15 protein-coding genes and 1 tRNA gene are annotated in these 16,160 nt (G+C 59.7%); 6 read left to right on the top strand and 10 right to left on the bottom strand.

The genetic code is table 11. The annotated features are described in order from the left end of the window. Nucleotides 1–28: 28 nt before the first annotated feature. From ntrC to HMPREF9465_RS12865, 7 genes are all read right to left on the bottom strand, one after another. Complete coding sequence (ntrC, locus tag HMPREF9465_RS09115; protein ID WP_005436226.1) at nucleotides 29–1,507, bottom strand: nitrogen regulation protein NR(I); 1,479 nt, start codon at nucleotides 1,505–1,507, stop codon at nucleotides 29–31. A gap of 48 nt (nucleotides 1,508–1,555) precedes the next feature. Next, nucleotides 1,556–2,665 carry a nitrogen regulation protein NR(II) gene (gene glnL, locus HMPREF9465_RS09110; protein ID WP_005436224.1) on the bottom strand — a complete coding sequence of 370 codons (1,110 nt, stop codon included), beginning with the start codon at nucleotides 2,663–2,665 and terminating at the stop codon, nucleotides 1,556–1,558. A 90-nt stretch (nucleotides 2,666–2,755) separates the two neighbouring features. Further along, nucleotides 2,756–4,168, bottom strand: a complete 1,413-nt coding sequence (gene glnA, locus HMPREF9465_RS09105) for a type I glutamate--ammonia ligase (RefSeq protein WP_005436222.1) — start codon at nucleotides 4,166–4,168, stop codon at nucleotides 2,756–2,758. A 315-nt stretch (nucleotides 4,169–4,483) separates the two neighbouring features. Beyond that, on the bottom strand, nucleotides 4,484–5,656 hold the full coding sequence (gene hemW / locus HMPREF9465_RS09100) for a radical SAM family heme chaperone HemW (RefSeq protein WP_005436221.1): 1,173 nt from the start codon (nucleotides 5,654–5,656) through the stop codon (nucleotides 4,484–4,486). After that, entirely contained in the window at nucleotides 5,656–6,255 is a 600-nt protein-coding gene (rdgB, locus tag HMPREF9465_RS09095) for an RdgB/HAM1 family non-canonical purine NTP pyrophosphatase (protein ID WP_005436219.1), read from the bottom strand. The genes hemW and rdgB overlap by 1 nt, the downstream gene beginning before the upstream one ends. A 22-nt stretch (nucleotides 6,256–6,277) precedes the next feature. Beyond that, the gene (gene rph / locus HMPREF9465_RS09090) at nucleotides 6,278–6,985 is read right to left on the bottom strand and encodes a ribonuclease PH (protein ID WP_005436217.1); all 708 of its coding nucleotides are present in this window, start codon (nucleotides 6,983–6,985) and stop codon (nucleotides 6,278–6,280) included. A 39-nt stretch (nucleotides 6,986–7,024) separates the two neighbouring features. Further along, complete coding sequence (locus tag HMPREF9465_RS12865) at nucleotides 7,025–8,035, bottom strand: glycosyltransferase family 2 protein (RefSeq protein WP_147645309.1); 1,011 nt, start codon at nucleotides 8,033–8,035, stop codon at nucleotides 7,025–7,027. Nucleotides 8,036–8,197: 162 nt separating this feature from the next. Here HMPREF9465_RS12865 and HMPREF9465_RS09085 point away from each other — a divergent pair, with 162 nt between their 5' ends. From HMPREF9465_RS09085 to HMPREF9465_RS09070, 4 genes are all read left to right on the top strand, one after another. Further along, the gene (locus HMPREF9465_RS09085; RefSeq protein ID WP_005436215.1) at nucleotides 8,198–9,097 is read left to right on the top strand and encodes a YicC/YloC family endoribonuclease; all 900 of its coding nucleotides are present in this window, start codon (nucleotides 8,198–8,200) and stop codon (nucleotides 9,095–9,097) included. 167 nt (nucleotides 9,098–9,264) lie between these two features. Continuing rightward, nucleotides 9,265–9,912: a guanylate kinase gene (gmk, locus tag HMPREF9465_RS09080; protein ID WP_005436213.1), complete on the top strand. Its 648-nt coding sequence runs from the start codon at nucleotides 9,265–9,267 to the stop codon at nucleotides 9,910–9,912. A gap of 53 nt (nucleotides 9,913–9,965) precedes the next feature. After that, the gene (gene rpoZ / locus HMPREF9465_RS09075) at nucleotides 9,966–10,166 is read left to right on the top strand and encodes a DNA-directed RNA polymerase subunit omega (RefSeq protein WP_005436211.1); all 201 of its coding nucleotides are present in this window, start codon (nucleotides 9,966–9,968) and stop codon (nucleotides 10,164–10,166) included. 172 nt (nucleotides 10,167–10,338) lie between these two features. Then, nucleotides 10,339–12,699 carry a RelA/SpoT family protein gene (locus tag HMPREF9465_RS09070; protein ID WP_005436209.1) on the top strand — a complete coding sequence of 787 codons (2,361 nt, stop codon included), beginning with the start codon at nucleotides 10,339–10,341 and terminating at the stop codon, nucleotides 12,697–12,699. 74 nt (nucleotides 12,700–12,773) lie between these two features. Here the strand turns inward: HMPREF9465_RS09070 and greB are convergent, their stop codons facing one another. The 3 genes from greB to HMPREF9465_RS09055 form a co-directional block, all read right to left on the bottom strand. Then, nucleotides 12,774–13,331: a transcription elongation factor GreB gene (gene greB / locus HMPREF9465_RS09065; RefSeq protein WP_005436206.1), complete on the bottom strand. Its 558-nt coding sequence runs from the start codon at nucleotides 13,329–13,331 to the stop codon at nucleotides 12,774–12,776. 132 nt (nucleotides 13,332–13,463) lie between these two features. Continuing rightward, nucleotides 13,464–13,539 (bottom strand) — tRNA-Ala (locus HMPREF9465_RS09060). Nucleotides 13,540–13,637: 98 nt separating this feature from the next. Beyond that, complete coding sequence (locus HMPREF9465_RS09055) at nucleotides 13,638–14,036, bottom strand: VOC family protein (protein WP_005436204.1); 399 nt, start codon at nucleotides 14,034–14,036, stop codon at nucleotides 13,638–13,640. A 129-nt stretch (nucleotides 14,037–14,165) separates the two neighbouring features. Between HMPREF9465_RS09055 and HMPREF9465_RS09050 the strand changes: the two genes are divergently transcribed. Beyond that, nucleotides 14,166–15,671: a leucyl aminopeptidase gene (locus HMPREF9465_RS09050; RefSeq protein ID WP_005436202.1), complete on the top strand. Its 1,506-nt coding sequence runs from the start codon at nucleotides 14,166–14,168 to the stop codon at nucleotides 15,669–15,671. A 42-nt stretch (nucleotides 15,672–15,713) separates the two neighbouring features. Continuing rightward, a complete protein-coding gene (locus HMPREF9465_RS09045; RefSeq protein WP_038007466.1) occupies nucleotides 15,714–16,142 on the top strand; it encodes a DNA polymerase III subunit chi in 429 nt (142 codons plus the stop codon). Nucleotides 16,143–16,160: the final 18 nt, after the last annotated feature.

Below are 16,160 nucleotides of genomic sequence, written 5' to 3'. Positions count from 1 at the left end.
CGTTCATCGCAACACGCGCAAACCAGCCTCACTCCTCGATTCCCAGTTCCTGAATCTTTCGCGTGATGGTGTTGCGACCAAGCCCCAGACGCTGTGCGGCTTCGATCCTGCGACCGTTCAGCACGTTGAGCGCCGTTCGAATGACCGTTCTCTCGAAGTCGGGAAAGAGTTCGATCCATATGCCGCTCTCTCCTGCCGCAAGCTTCGCCGACACGAGCTCCTCCAGAAGAGCCGTCCAGTCGCCAGAGGCTCCTTCCGAAGAAGAGCCGGCCGTCCTTGCAGGTGCATTCTCGGACGCCTCCCTGAATTCCTCGGGAAGGTCCTCGACACGGACCTCGACGGCGGGCGCCATCACGAGAAGCCATCGGCAGAGATTCTCAAGCTGTCGGACATTGCCGGGAAAGCGAAATGCCTCCAGCCGCGCAAGTGCCTCCGGCGTCAGGCGCTTCGCCTCCACTCCAAGCGCGCGTGCCTCGGTGCGCAGGAAGTGTTCGGCCAGGGGCGCAATGTCCTCTGGACGTTCGCGCAACGGCGGCAGACGCAGCCGAATCACGTTCAGACGATGATAGAGATCCTCTCGAAAGAGGCCGTCCTTTACACGTTGCTCCAGATTCTGATTGGTGGCGGCGATAATGCGGACATCCGCCTTGATCGGCTGATGACCACCCACGCGATAGAAGAAGCCGTTGCTCAGAACGCGCAGAAGCCTGGTCTGCAGTTCCATCGGCATGTCGCCGATTTCATCGAGAAAGAGCGTGCCGCCCCTCGCCTGCTCAAAACGACCAAGGCGCTGTGCGGTAGCCCCCGTGAACGCTCCCTTTTCATGGCCGAAAAGCTCGCTCTCCAACAGATCACGCGGAATGGCCGCCATATTGATGGCGATGTAGGGCTTCGCCGCCCTCTGGCTGTGACGCCAGATGGCCCGGGCCACGACCTCCTTGCCCGCCCCGGACTCACCTGTCAACAGCACCGTCACAAGGCTGTGGGAAAGACGCCCGATCGCGCGAAAGACCTCCTGCATCGCAGGCGCCTGACCGATGAGGTCGGGAACGGACTGCGACTCAGACTCTTCCGATGCAGGCTGCTCCGCCTCCGCTTCTACGGCTGGCGTCATGTTCTGAGCCTCCTTCATGGCGCGCTCGATGAGCTCGACCGCCTTCGTGATGTCGAAGGGCTTTGCCAGATACTCGAAGGCCCCGCCCTGAAAGGCCGAGACGGCGCTCTCAAGATCCGAATAGGCCGTCATGATGATGACGGGGAGGTTAGGCATTCTGGCCTTGACACGAGCCAGCAGATCCACCCCCGACACTCCCGGCATGCGGATGTCGCTCACGAGCACCATGGGCGCAGAGTCTTCAAGCGCCTTCAGTACGGACTCCGCCTCCTCGAAAAGCCTGCATTCGATGCCCGCCTTGGAAAGCGCCCGTGAAAGTACCCACCGGATGGCATGATCGTCATCAACAACCCAGACAGGGGCGCTCTGTACATTCTGTTCCTTGTCACCCATAGGACTTCTCTCGCTCACTACTTGAATTCTTTCTCAGATCAGGAACCGTCAAGACTGCGAAAACGGCAGCAGCACTCGGAAGACGGTCCGCCCGGGAACGCTCTCGAGCGTGATCGTACCACCCGCCTGCCTCACGAAGGTCTGGGCCAGACTGAGTCCCAGCCCCGATCCCTCGGCCCTCCCCGTCACCAGCGGGTAGAAGATCTTCTCCTGCATGTCGACGGGAACGCCGGGGCCGTTGTCAATGATGTCGACGGCAAGCGCCATTCGGACACGCTCCGTTCCCGCCATCACGTCCCGCACGATGCGGGTCCTCAGTACAATGGCCGCCCGCTCCTCCGCACGCTCCCCGTCCATGACTTCCGCCGCGTTGCGGACGATGTTGAGAAACACCTGCGTGAGTCTGGCCCGGTCGCCTCTCACATTCGGCGCCGAAATGTCATAGTCGCGCACAAAGGAGAGTCCATCGGGGAACTCCATCGCAACCAGGCTTCTTACGTGCTCCAGCACCTCATGAACGTTGACCTCCTCGCACTGCGCCTTCTGGCGATAGGGCGCAAGGAAACGGTCTACCAAAGCCTGCAGACGATCGGCCTCTCCAATGATGACGCTCGTGCATTCCCGATCCTCCTCACGAACGAGGTCGGACTCAAGGAGCTGCGCCGCACCGCGGATGCCGCCCAGAGGATTCTTGATTTCATGCGCAAGATTTCGAAGAAGCTGCCTGTTGGCGTCCATCAGCTTGCAGTTCATCCGCTCCCTGTCCTGATGAAGCGTTTCCTCGACATCAACGATTTCAATCAGAACACCGGCGTCCCTGCAGGCGGGCCAGCCTTCGGGCAGGCACGTCAGCACGACCTGAACGCGGACGTCGTCAGGCTGAGCGCCGGGATGCGCCCTGAGCAGACGCCCAAACACGCGGGCGGACTCCACGGCCGCCCCCGACGCCAGATGCGCATACCACTCGTCACACTCCGCGAGACGGTCGCGAAAGTCCGTGCCGACAAACGTTCGCCTCGAACATCCCAGCAGCACTTCGGACGCACTGTTGCCCCAGAGCACCCTTCCCGAAGTATCGGTCAACAACACCGTGGCGGACATCATGTCGAGAATGGCAAACGGGGCCTCCGACCCTGCTGCGCTTTTCGAGTCAACCATGGACGGTTCTCCCAAACAAAAAGGCGGGCGACGGCTTGATAATCGAGCCGCCACCCGCCTGTCAGGTCTGCGTCACTCCGACGGCTGAGGTCAGAGGCTGTAGTACATGTCGAATTCGATCGGCGTCACGGCGAGGCGCCAGCGGTTGACCTCCTCCATCTTCACGGCGATGTAGGCATCGATGAAGTCGTTGGAGAAGACGCCGCCGCGGGTCAGGAACTCGCGGTCACGGTCAAGATATTCGAGCGCCTGATCAAGCGAAGAACAGACGGTCGGAATCTTGGCGTTTTCCTCAGGCGGCAGATCGTAGAGGTTCTTGTCGGCCGCTTCGCCCGGATGGATCTTGTTCTGGATGCCGTCGAGACCGGCCATCAGCAGAGCGGAGAAGGCGAGATAGGGATTGGCCGTCGGATCCGGGAAGCGAACCTCAACGCGGCGGGCCTTCGGGCTGTTGACGTGCGGAATGCGGATGGAAGCCGAACGGTTGCAGGACGAGTAGGCGAGCTTCACGGGCGCTTCAAAGCCGGGCACGAGACGACGATACGAATTGATCGACGGATTCGTGATGGCATTGAGGGCGCGGGCGTGCTTGATGACGCCGCCGATGTAGTAGAGCGCAAGCTCGGAGAGACCGGCGTAACCGTTGCCCGCAAAGAGGTTCTGGCCGTCCTTCCAGATGGACTGATGGACGTGCATGCCGGAACCGTTGTCGCCCTCGATGGGCTTGGGCATGAACGTAGCCGTCTTGCCGTAGGCGGCGGCGACGTTGTGAACCGTGTACTTGAGAATCTGCGTCCAGTCGGCGCGCTTGACGAGCGTATTGAAGCGGGTGCCGATTTCGCACTGGCCTGCGCCGCCCACTTCATGGTGATGGATTTCAACGTCAACGCCCTGCTGTTCAAGCAGCGTGCACATTTCAGAGCGCATGTCGGCAAAGGAATCGACGGGAGAGACGGGGAAGTAGCCGCCCTTGACGCGGTTATGGTAGCCGAGGTTGCCGCCTTCCGTCTTGAGACCGGTCGCCCAGGGACCTTCTTCGCTGTCGATTTCGAAGAAGCTCTTGCCCATGCGGTGTTCCCAGCGGACGCTGTCGAAGATGAAGAACTCGGGTTCGGGACCGAAGTAGGCCGTGTCACCAATGCCCGTCGACTTCAGATAGGCTTCGGCGCGCAGGCCGAGGGAACGCGGATCACGGTCATAGTCCTTGCCAGTCTTGGGTTCGTGCACGTTGCACTGGAGAATGAGGGTGTTGACCTCGCGGAACGGGTCCATGCGGGCGCTGTCGGGATCCGGCATCAGAAGCATGTCGGAGGCTTCAATACCGCGCCAGCCGATAAAGGACGAGCCGTCAAAGGGCTGTCCAAGCTCGAACACGTCCTCGTCAATGCAGTCGGCGGGAACCGTCACGTGCATTTCCTTGCCGAGCGTGTCCGTGAGGCGAAGGTCCACGAACTTGACATCGTTGTCCTTGATCATCTGCAGAACATCAGAAGCGGACGTCATTTGATTTTTCTCCTAGAGATTAGCCGGTAAGGCGATCCATGCGCCTGACCTGTGAGGAATTGTCTGCCGAAGGGGGCGCCCCCCGACGGTCGTACTCCAATACAAGCAAAAGGCGTGCCAAAACCCGAAGACTGCACTCTCACGCGCGTTTTCCCGATTCTGACGCCTGTGCCGATGCCTGCGCCCAGAAGGCTTCACCCCTGCACTGCGCTGAACGCACCGACTTGGTTGCGAACGCTTTATTATCGCACCAAATCAGTGCATTTCAACACCTCAGGAGCGCCTTCTTCGAGTGCGTGCGGGTTGCGCCATCCGTCAGAGAAAGGCTTCCTGCAGATCCGAAAGAAAGGCCCGCCCTCTGGCTGTCGGACGAATCACCGACTTATCCGCCGTCAGCAGTCCCTGCACACGCAAATCGGAAAGTATCGGCTCAACGACCTTGAGCGAAAGCCCAGTGCGAGCCTCAAAAAGTTCCGCAGGCACGCCTTCCGTGAGTCTCAGGGTGTTGAGCATGAATTCGAAGGGAAGGTCCTCAGACTCGACGACCCTGCGTTCGGCAATGCCGCTTCCCGTTTCAGAAACCGAAGCCATGTACTTGCGGGGGGATGCGTGCCGCACCTCACGAACAACTCCGCCCTGCGTCGTAACCTTTCCATGCGCGCCCGCTCCCGCAGCGAGATAGTCGCCGAAGGTCCAGTAATTGAGGTTGTGGCGGCAGCGGCGCCCGGGTCCGGCATAGCCCGATACCTCGTAGTGCTCGAAGCCCGCTTCTTCGAGCGAGCGAATCACCAGATCAGACATGTCCGCACAGAGGTCATCGTCAGGAAGGCCCTCCGGGACGCGCTTGGCGAACGCGGTACCGGGTTCAATCGTGAGCTGATAGAACGAAAGGTGCGTGGCTCCGGTAGCAACCGCCGTCTCCACCTCCCTCGCCACCTCCTCGAGTGTTTCGCCAGGCAGCGCGAACATCAGATCAAGGTTGAAGTTTCCGAACACCTCACCCGCATGCGAGGCCGCGCGCAGAGCCTCATCTGCGATGTGAATTCTTCCGAGCTTCCGAAGCTTTTCGTTCATGAAGCTCTGCACGCCGACGGAAACTCGGTTGACGCCTGCATCGCGGAAAGCCCTGAAGCGCCCCTCGTCCACTGTGCCGGGGTTGGCCTCAAGCGTAATCTCACAGTCGGATGTGAACCCGAACAGTCCGTCGGCCCCTTCAAGGAGTCTGGCCACGGCATCACCGCTCATCAGGCTCGGCGTGCCGCCGCCAATGAAGACCGTTTCGATTCGACGTCCGCCTGCGACGGAAAGCCATCCCTCCAGATCCTTCAATACCATGTCGACATATTCCCTTTCAGCCAAATCGGCAGGCGCGGCATGGGAGTTGAAGTCACAGTAGGGACACTTGCGCACGCACCAGGGCCAGTGCAGATAAAGCGACAGCGGAATATTCGCAACCGCTTCAGCCGTCCACGAAGATTGAGCGCTCATCACCAGCCCCAGGCCTCGCGAAGCAGCTTGTGCATCTGCACAAGGGCCTTGCCGCGATGGCTCACGCGGTTCTTTTCCTCAGCCGTGAGCTCTGCGGCCGTTCGACCGTACTCTGGAACGAAAAAGTGTGGATCGTAGCCGAAGCCGCCCTCACCCGCAGGCTCGTCACAGATTTCGCCGTACCAGCGGCCGACGGCCACGAGCGGCTCGGGATCGTCGGGCGTGCGCACGGCCGTCAGCACGCAGGTGTAGTGCGCCCTCCTGTCGTCCTTGCCCTGCAGTCTCTCGACCAGAAGACGGTTGTTGGCCTCATCATTGCTCAGCTCTCCCGCAAAGCGGGCCGACAAAACGCCGGGCATGCCGTTCAAGGCATTGACGCAGACGCCCGAATCGTCCGCCATGGCGGGGCGTCCCGTCATCTTCGACGCATGACGAGCCTTGGCGAGACAATTCTCAATGAAGGTGCCGAAGGGCTCCGGACAGGCTTCGACACCAAGCGCGCCCTGATTGATCACATCGACGCCGAACTCGGCGAACATCGCCTGAAACTCACGAAGTTTTCCCTTGTTGTTGGAAGCAAGCACCAGAGACTTTTCCATCCCCATCTCCCCTTACTCAACCTTACTCAAACGCAGCACGCTGCAGCGCCATGATTTCCAGATTGCCCTTTTCGGCAAGACGCAGCAGTTCGTCAAGCTCTGCACGACTGAAGACCGCGCCTTCCGCCGTCCCCTGAATTTCGACGAAGCGCCCCTCGCCCGTCATCACGACGTTCATGTCGGTGTCGCTGCCGCTGTCCTCAACATAGTTGAGATCGAGGACGGGACGACCGTCAACAATGCCCGCCGACACGGCGCTCACCTGAGTGAGGATCGGGTCCTCCGTGATCTGCCCCTTTTCAAGCATGCCGTTGACGGCATCCCTCAACGCAACCCAAGCGCCTGAAATCGAGGCGCAACGCGTGCCGCCGTCGGCCTGCAGAACGTCGCAGTCGATCTGGATCGTAAATTCACCGAGCTTCCTTCGGTCGACCGCAGCGCGAAGGCTTCGTCCGATCAGACGCTGGATTTCCTGCGTGCGGCCTGACTGCTTGCCCTTGACGGCCTCGCGATCGCAACGCGTGCCCGTGGACCTCGGAAGCAGACCGTACTCGGCCGTCACCCAGCCCTCACCCTTGCCCGTCAGGAAGCGGGGCACGCCCGGCGTCACGGTCGCCGTGCAGAGCACGCGGGTGTCACCTGCCGAAACAAGCACGCTGCCTTCCGCGTATTTCGTAAAACCACGACGGAAGCTGAGCGGGCGCAACTCATCATCTCTTCTCTCTCTCATCATTATCTCTTCACTTATACAAGTCATCAACTTTATCAATTAAAGCACAAAGGGCTTTTCAAAAACTTTCACTCCAAACACCTTCAGATAATAAGTCCCCCTATCAGACGACACGTCCAACTTCAGAAAAACAATCGGCCCAATTCGAATAAATTTTCGATAACATCCCCAATAAAAGACACAACCAAATCGTCTAAAAGCATAAGCATCAAAGGCAGAATCACGAATAAAAACAGAAAAGGCCACATCCTTGCTACTAGCAAACTCACAAGCATCATCAATTACCTTCCTATAATCAGAAAGCGCCTTACCTCTTCCCTTTTCCGTCTCCCTAATCTTCCCCATAATTGACGAAGCACGTATTCTATAGTGATAAACAAAATCATTAACAACACTAACCCTTGGTCTACACGCGATACACTTCAGATGAAATCCATTATCTTCATGACGCACATTTTGAGTAATAAACTTAAGTTTATTACTCAATAAAAATTCCATTCTAAAAAGCTTACCCCAAGCAACACAAGGTATTTTGCTCACCATCATCAGCAAATTCCCTGCTCTCACCTCCACTTCTTTCGGAAGAGCCAACCATAAATTCACGGATTCCGTAACAATTCTCGTATTCTTCGTATCATCATCCGAGAATGCCAACCCCTGACCAACAACAATATCTGGCTCACCCACCTTTGCACTACGAACAAATTTCTCAATTGCATCAATACTCAACCAATCGTCAGAATCCAAGAAGAAAACATAGTCTCCTGACACATGTTCCAACCCTGTGTTTCTTGCCTCAGCCAACCCCTTATTTTTATCATGCTCAATGATTTTTATCCTACAATCCTTGACTGCGAATGACCTGACAACATCCATAGATCTGTCATTGCCAACATCATCAACGCAAATAATCTCTAGGTTTTCATAAGTTTGAGAACACACAGACTGAAGACATTCTTCAATATAACTTTCGACGTTATAAACAGGAACTACTATAGAAACCAACGGCCCGCTCATCTTACCTCCCAAGTTACCGCAACGATCCTTCACGCTTAGAGTCAGCCATCCTCAGGGACAGTGCTCTCCCCCCTTTATACCCGCAGTCTCTTTCTCCGTCAAAAAGTTTGGGGAATGATGGCATACAATATTCTCTCCGCCGCATCTCAATCTAGATCCAATGCGGCCGCAACCAAACACTACAGGACTCAAACCATGACCGTTGCCAGCATGACCGGCTATGCCGTCGCGTCGGGCCCCACGCCGCTCGGAACCGTGACCCTCGAGTGCCGTTCCGTCAACTCCCGATTCCTTGACCTTACGCTCCGACTCAACGAGGACCTTCGCTTTGCCGATCCTCTGATCCGCGAGACCATCCAGAAGCGCATTGCTCGCGGCAAGGTGGAAATCCGAGGCTACATCACCCCGGATGAAAACGCCGTGCCCGCCCGCATCAACGCTTCCGTCCTGAACCGCATCGTCGAACTGCAGCAAACCGTTCTCGATGCCGTGCCCAACGCCCGTGAACTCTCCGTATCGGATCTCCTCTCGATGCCCGGCGTCATGGTGAACGACCGCATCGATCAGGACGCCGTCTCAAGCGCCGTGCTTGCCGTGCTCAACAACGCGCTCGACGCCTTCACCGCCTCCCGAGCCCGCGAAGGCGAGGCGCTCGCCAGCGTGCTCCTCAACAACTGCCAGCAGATTGAAGAAGTCGTAACCGAAGTCAAGGGCCGCATGCCCGAAATCCTCGCCCACATCGAGGGCAAGCTCAAGGAACGCCTTGAAAACGCCCTCTGCACAGCACTTACCGAAACGAGCACGCTCACCCGCGAGGAAGTGAGCGACCGCATCCGTCAGGAAGTGACGCTCTACGCCATGCGCATGGACGTCGAGGAGGAAATCAACCGACTCTACACGCACGTGACCGAAGTCCGACGCATTCTGAATAAGGGCGGCGCCGTCGGCCGCCGACTTGACTTCGTCGTGCAGGAAATGAACCGCGAGGCCAACACCCTCGGCTCCAAGGCCGCCGCCATTGAAATGACGAACGCCTCTCTGGCGCTGAAGGTCGTCATCGAGCAGATGCGCGAGCAGATCCAGAACCTCGAATAACCGTTCCGTTGCGAGACAGCTTAAAAAAATCACGGGGAGACGGCGCCACAGAGGGCGCCGTCTCCCTTAAAATATTGACCTTTCATTTTTTCCGACCTGCCTTCGGGCGGGTCTCCGACGGCGCGCGCCGCATCACACGCGCCGTCAGCCATTGATGGAGAACACGAATGTCCAGTGAATCCGCTGCCCGTCCGCTGCACGCAGGCAGGCTGTTTCTCGTGACGGCGCCCTCCGGCGCCGGCAAGTCGTCGCTCGTCAACGCACTTCTCAAGCTCGAGCCTACGCTCAAGCTCTCCATCTCGCACACGACCCGCCAGCCCCGTCCGGGCGAAGTCAACGGCCGCGAATACCACTTCGTGAGCGAACACGAGTTCCTCGCCATGCGCGACCGCGGCGAATTCCTCGAGTCCGCCCTTGTCCACGGCAACTACTACGGCACGAGCCGCATCTGGATCGAAGGCCAGATGGCCCAGGGCAACGACGTTCTTCTCGAGATCGACTGGCAGGGCGCCCGTCAGGTCCGTGAACGCTTCGACGGCACGGTCGGCATCTTCATCCTGCCGCCCTCCATCGAGGCTCTCGAATGGCGCCTTCACCACCGCGGCACGGATTCCGAACAGACGATCACGCGCCGTCTGCTCGGCGCTGGTGCCGAAATGTCGCATGCGCCCGAATTCGAGTACGTTATAATCAATGAAGATTTTGAAACGGCGCTTTCCCAGATGCAGGCCGTGGTTGTTGCAAGCCGCCTCGCCTTCGGTCAGCAGGCCGTCCGCCACCGCGAACAGTTCGCCTCGCTCGGCATTCCGCTCTGACCCTCACGTCAAACCGCCGATTTTTCGTTTTTCCCATCTATCCAGCAAACAAAATGGCCCGTATTACTGTTGAAGACTGCCTGAAGAAGATCCCGAACCGCTTCCAGATGGTTCTCGTGGCTGCCTACCGCGCCCGTCATCTGACGCAGGGCTACGCCCCGAAGGTTGAAGCCAAGGACAAGCCCGCCGTCGTTGCCCTGCGCGAGATTGCCAAGGGCGAGGTCGGACTCGAAATGTTGAAGCGCGTGCCGTAAACTGTCAGTTACGCACCAAGCTTTCATCAGGTCAGGCACGTTTTGCCGCGAAAGCGGGCGAAACGCCTGGCCTTTTTGCATTCAGGGCGGTCGATAGTGCGAAGCGACGAGAGGCGAAAGAAACTCCCGCAGCGACTGAAGCCCTCCTCATCAATACGGAATCCCTGCCGTTATGACAGCCGAGCAAATTCAATATCCTGACGACCTCTACGCTACGAGCGAGGACGGCAAAACGCAGGCCCCTCAGCCCATTCCTTCAACGCGCAAGGCAGCCTCCGTCAAGTCTGCCGTCAAGGCTCCCGTGACCGCCGTGGCGCCTGCCGCCATGCCTGAGGCCGACCTGCCGCTCTTCACGCCCAAGGCGCCTGCGGCCACCGCCACCGCCTCCGCGCTCGTCGAGCTCTGCCGACAGTACCTCGCCACGCCTGACGTCGAAAAGATCCGCGAGGCCTACCGCTACGCCGACGCCGCCCATCTCGGACAGTTTCGAAAGTCCGGCGAACCCTACATCACCCACCCGATCGCCGTCGCCTCCATTCTCGCTTCCTGGCGCATGGACGCTCCGACCATTCAGGCGGGCCTCATGCACGACGTCCTTGAGGACACGGGCACGAGCAAGCAAGAGATGGCGGAAAAATTCGGCATCGAGGTCGCCGAACTCGTCGACGGCGTGAGCAAGCTCGACAAGCTCCGCTTCTCCTCCGCTGCCGCGGCACAGGCCGAAAGCTTCCGCAAGATGCTCCTCGCGATGTCCCGCGACCTTCGCGTCGTCATCGTCAAGCTCGCAGACCGCGTGCACAACATGCGCACGCTCGGCGTCATGCGCCCCGAAAAGTGCGCCCGCATCGCCAACGAGACGCTCGACATCTACGTGCCGATCGCCCACCAGCTCGGCATGAACAACGTCTTCCGCGAGCTGCAGGAGCTGAGCTTCGCAAACCGATATCCGCTTCGCTACAAGGTGCTCTACGAGAACGTGCTTTTAATGCGCAACAACCGCCGCGCCGTTCTCGAACGCATTCTCAACGAAACCAAGGCCTTCCTGCCCAAGCAGGGCATCCGCGCACGCATCATCGGGCGCGACAAGACGATCTACGGCATCTACAACAAGATGCGCGAGAACCACCAATCGTTCTCGGACGCCCTCGACATCTACGGCTTCCGCGTCATCGTGCGCTCGGTCGACGACTGCTACCTTGCGCTCGGCGCCCTGCACCGACTCTACAAGCCCATCCACCGCCGCTTCAAGGACTTCATCGCCATTCCGAAGCTCAACGGTTACCAGAGCCTGCACACGACCGTGATCGGCCCCTACGGTACTCCCGTCGAATTCCAGATCCGCACCGAGCAGATGCATCAGGTCGCCGAAAACGGCATCCTCACGCAGTGGATGTTCAAGAACGACTTTGACTCGAGCGACATCCAGTCCCGCACCGCCGCCTGGCTCCAGAGCCTGATGGAAATTCAGCGCACAAGTCAGGACAGCAGCGAGTTCATCGAGAACATCAAGGTCGACCTCTTCCCCAACAGACTCTACGCCTTCACGCCGAAGGGCCAGATCATCTCCCTGCCCAGAGGCAGCACCCCCGTCGACTTCGCGTACCAGATCCACACGGACGTGGGCAACCACACGAACGGCTGTCGCATCAACGGCGAGGACCGTCCGCTCTCCGCTCAGCTTCACAACGGCGACATGGTGGAGATCATCACGTCTCCCGACGCCAGCCCGAGCCCCGAATGGCTTGACTTCATCCACTCCGGTCGCGCCCGAGCCGAAATTCGCCAGTATTTGCGCAACTGCCGCTTTGACGAGGCCGCAAGCCTCGGCCGCGACGTACTCGAACGTCTGGCTCAGGGCAACCACCTGTCTCTCGACGCCATTCCCGACACCGTCTGGCAGAAGGTCCAGAACGAACTGAGCGTCGAAAGCAGGGAGGCCCTTTATGCCTCCATCGGCCTCGGCAAGGACCTGCCCGCCACCGTCATTCACCGCCTCGTTCGCCTGATGCACGACACGGAAAAAGAGGCCTTCGCCACCACTGCACTGCCTGAGATCGTCATCCGTGGCAATGAAGGCGTCGCCGTCGAGCTCTCGAAGTGCTGTCACCCGATCCCCGGCGACAAGATCGTGGGCTTCAGCCGCGCCGGTCACGGCCTCGTCATCCACCGCGCGGACTGCCCGCACGTCGAGCGCGGCCGCAAGGCCGAACCGTCACGCTGGGTAGACGTCCAGTGGGCGCCCGATCAGCGCAACGCCAACTTCGCCGTACCGCTCGAAATCCGCGTCGAAGATCCTCACGCTTCGATCGCTCAGGTTGCGACAAGCGTCGCTGAAGCCAACTCCAGCATCGTCGGCATGATGATCGACGACGAGGACGCTCAGAAGTTCATCCGCATCACCATTCAGGTCCGCGACCGCGGTCATCTTATGCACGTGATGCGCACGATCCGCCAGAACGCCAACGTCGAGCAGGTCAAGCGCGTCTTCGAGGCGGGCATTCCATCGGACCGCCGCCGTCAGGCACGACGCTGACCTCCCGCGCCTCCCCATGAACCAGAAGGCCAGAGCATTGCTGCTCCGGCCTTCTGGTTCATCACCAACACGCCTCAGCGAGGCTGCCTGCTCGTATACGTCACCTCAAGAATCTCCAGCGTCTCCACGCCTGCAGGGTGCGTCACGGTTGCCGGCGTCGGCAACTTCACTTCGTCGCCCTCGCGAGCCTTGAGGAAAACGCGGGCGATCGGACTGATCCAACTCACGTCACCGTGATTGGCATCGGCCTCATCGATACCGACGATTCGGATCTTGTGCTCCTCGCCCTTCTGATCGCAGTAGAGCACTGTCGCCCCGAAGAAAATCTGGTCCGTAGGGGGACGGGAGTCGGGATCCACGACCTCGGCCGACTCGATGCGCTTGTTGAGGAAGCGAATGCGCCTGTCGATTTCACGCAGACGGCGCTTGCCGTACAGATAGTCACCGTTTTCACTTCTGTCGCCGTTGCTCGCCGCCCAGGACACGACATTGACGACCTCGGGACGCTCGACATTGACCAGATGCTCACGCTCGTCGAGAAGTCTCCTGTAGCAGGCGGGCGTCATGTAGTTCTTCGTGTTGGGCGGCAGTCCGGGAAGCCTGACCTCGTCGTCATCGTTTTCATCAGCCATGTCATCTCTCCGAAAAAGCTCCGCTCCCGAATTCCCAGCGTCACTACGCAGGCTCGAAAAGGCGGAGTGCAATGCATGCGCGAAAAAAAATCCCGCTACGGCAAAACCGTACGGGACTTCTTGAAAGGTCTTTGGTGGAGAGGAGGAGGATCGAACTCCCGACCTCTGCATTGCGAACGCAGCGCTCTCCCAGCTGAGCTACCCCCCCTTGGAACCTTTCGGATACCTATGCTTCGACGTGCGATGCACAGGCATTGCATTATGCACCGTTTCCGTCCGGCTTGGTATACCGCGAATACGGTACCCTTATTTTTTCCATCGGCCGCAACGGAGTACCACTCGATAGCCGTCAGGGTCCTCGTAAGTGGCTGTGCCTTCGTCGGCATAGAGCTGGGGAGGCGTCACCTGCTGGAAGCCCGCCTCAAAGAGCGCCTTGAGACGCTTCTGCCAATATTCGCCCTCGGAAATGCAGAAGACCAGGAAGTGCTCGGGCGTCGGTGCAGGCGGCACCACGGACTCGTCGCGACGGGCCGTGAATTCGAACTGGTAGGGCCAGTCTCGGTGACCGAGAATCACGCCGTCCCATCCCTGCTGATTGTCAAAGCGGTCGAGAACTTCAAAGCCGAGCCCGTCGACGTAGAACGACAGAATGGCTTCAAGATGGTTGGTCGGACGGGAAAGTCTGAGTTTCGGCTGTGCATCCATGAGAAGACTCCTAAAAGCTGAACTTCTTCATTATCGGACAGGGCGGATTGAAATGCCATTGACCCTAGGGATAGTTAGAATGGAATATTGTCGGCCCTACGGCCATCCCGCAGTCTTCAGGAAACACGCATGACTCCCGCTCTTCGATTTCTTTCCACCGCCATCACGACGGCCTCGCCCGATGATGCCTCGGGCTCCCTCTTCATCGCCGGCGTCTTTCTGAACGGCGGCAAGCCTCGTCTGACGCCTTCCGCCGCTAAATTTGATGAAGCACGCGGAGGCACTCTCACACGCATGATCGAATGCGGCGCCTTCGACGCCAAGGCTGGCAGCACGCTCTTCCTCGGCGAAACGGAGGCCTTCCCCAACGGCTTTGCAGTTCTCGGCCTTGGGGAGGAAAAGGACTTCTCCCGCAAAGTGTTTGCCGAATGCGCAGCCAAGGCCGCCCGCGCGTTCGCGTGGGCGGAATCCCAGGCCTACGCCGTTCAGGAATGGCTCCCCCCGAAGACGAGCGGCAAATCTTCCGCACGTCTTTTCTCCACTGCCGTCCTCAATGCGCTCACACCCCGTTTCACGCTCAAGACGGAACACGATGACGGCATCCGCACCAAGCGCATCTTCTGGATCGATGATTTGGTCACCGACAAGCTTGTGCAGGGGCTGGACGAAGGAGTTGTGACGGCAGAGGCCATGTCGATCTCCCGAGGTCTTGCGGATCTGCCGGGCAACGTCTGCACGCCCGCATATCTGGCCGAAGCCGTTCAAAACGCTGCTGCGGGCATGACGACCGTCGAAGTCGAGGTTCTTGACGAACATCAGATCGAGGAGCTCGGCATGGGAGCTTTCCTTTCCGTCGCCAAGGGAAGCACCGTTCCGCCCCGCTTCATTGCCATCCGCTACCGCGGCACCAACGCCGCCCTTCCGCCCGTCGCGTTCGTCGGCAAGGGCATCACGTTCGACACAGGCGGCATTTCGCTCAAGCCTGCCGCCAACATGGCCGACATGACCTATGACATGTCGGGGGCGGCCGTCGTGATCGGCACCGTGATGGCCGCCGCCCGTGCCAAGCTGCCCGTCAACCTTCTCGGCGTCGTGGCGGCCTGCGAGAACCTTCCTTCGGGCAGCGCCGCCAAACCGGGCGACGTCGTCACCTCCCTCTCGGGCAAGACGATCGAGATTCTCAACACCGACTGCGAGGGCCGCATGATTCTCGCAGACGCCCTGACGTGGACCGCGCGTCAGAAGCCCGAGCTCATCATCGACGCGGCCACCCTGACGGGAGCCTGCTGCGTTGCTCTCGGCGCCCCCTACAGCGGCCTCTTCACCTCCGACGATGCACTCGCGCACGACCTCATCAAGGCCGGCCGCGACTCGCTCGACGACGTCTGGCGCCTGCCCATCGGAGCCGAGTATGCCAAGCTGATGAAAACGCCCGCCGCCGACATCGCCAATCAGGCGACGGTGCGCGACGGCGGCGCCTCCAGTGCTGCGGCCTTTCTCTCCGTCTTTGCAGAGGACGTCCGCTGGGCGCATCTCGACATTGCGGCGACGGCCAACACGTCGGGCAGAGACAGGCATTCGACGGGGCGCCCCGTGCCGATGCTCATGCGCTTCCTTCTCAAGAAGATGCGCTGATCGCCGCACCTCGGGAGCTTCTCATCGGCCATAATGACAGACATGCAGAAGATCGACTTTCACTACAACGTCCCCGACCGGCTCCGCTACGCCTGTCTCGTCGCCCGAACCGTTTACCGGCGCGGGCTCACGCTTGCCGTCTGGACGGCGGACGAGCGCAGGCTCCGCGAGCTTGACTCGCTCCTCTGGCGCTTTGACGATCTGGCATTCCTGCCTCACGTGCGCGCAGGCAGTCCTCTCGCAGGCGAGACGCCCATCAGGCTTTCCAACCGTCTTGAGGAACTTGAGGGCGACGTGCTTCTGCTTCTGGACGATCAGCTTCCTCCCGAGTGGCAGGAGCGCCTCGACCGCTTCAGCCGCATCATCGACGTGGTGAGCACGAAGCCCGAGGAACTTCAGGCCTCCCGCAGCCGCTTCCGCGCGTACAAGGCCGCAGGCGTCGAGCTTGCTGCATACGACCGCCGAAGCTGAGACGACTTTTTCATTGGA

This window comes from Sutterella wadsworthensis 2_1_59BFAA (genome assembly GCF_000297775.1).
Taxonomy (GTDB): Bacteria; Pseudomonadota; Gammaproteobacteria; order Burkholderiales; family Burkholderiaceae_F; genus Sutterella; species Sutterella wadsworthensis_A.
This window is presented reverse-complemented; position numbering and strand designations above follow the sequence as displayed.

Coding starts and splice junctions, on each gene's coding strand:
- HMPREF9465_RS09085 (WP_005436215.1), top strand. CDS start 8,198: ATGACCGTTGCCAGCATGACCGGCTATGCCGTCGCGTCGGGCCCCACG.
- HMPREF9465_RS09045 (WP_038007466.1), top strand. CDS start 15,714: ATGCAGAAGATCGACTTTCACTACAACGTCCCCGACCGGCTCCGCTAC.
- gmk (WP_005436213.1), top strand. CDS start 9,265: ATGTCCAGTGAATCCGCTGCCCGTCCGCTGCACGCAGGCAGGCTGTTT.
- rph (WP_005436217.1), bottom strand. CDS start 6,985: ATGAGAGAGAGAAGAGATGATGAGTTGCGCCCGCTCAGCTTCCGTCGT.
- rdgB (WP_005436219.1), bottom strand. CDS start 6,255: ATGGAAAAGTCTCTGGTGCTTGCTTCCAACAACAAGGGAAAACTTCGT.
- HMPREF9465_RS09055 (WP_005436204.1), bottom strand. CDS start 14,036: ATGGATGCACAGCCGAAACTCAGACTTTCCCGTCCGACCAACCATCTT.
- ntrC (WP_005436226.1), bottom strand. CDS start 1,507: ATGGGTGACAAGGAACAGAATGTACAGAGCGCCCCTGTCTGGGTTGTT.
- HMPREF9465_RS09050 (WP_005436202.1), top strand. CDS start 14,166: ATGACTCCCGCTCTTCGATTTCTTTCCACCGCCATCACGACGGCCTCG.
- greB (WP_005436206.1), bottom strand. CDS start 13,331: ATGGCTGATGAAAACGATGACGACGAGGTCAGGCTTCCCGGACTGCCG.
- glnA (WP_005436222.1), bottom strand. CDS start 4,168: ATGACGTCCGCTTCTGATGTTCTGCAGATGATCAAGGACAACGATGTC.
- HMPREF9465_RS09070 (WP_005436209.1), top strand. CDS start 10,339: ATGACAGCCGAGCAAATTCAATATCCTGACGACCTCTACGCTACGAGC.
- hemW (WP_005436221.1), bottom strand. CDS start 5,656: ATGAGCGCTCAATCTTCGTGGACGGCTGAAGCGGTTGCGAATATTCCG.
- rpoZ (WP_005436211.1), top strand. CDS start 9,966: ATGGCCCGTATTACTGTTGAAGACTGCCTGAAGAAGATCCCGAACCGC.
- glnL (WP_005436224.1), bottom strand. CDS start 2,665: ATGGTTGACTCGAAAAGCGCAGCAGGGTCGGAGGCCCCGTTTGCCATT.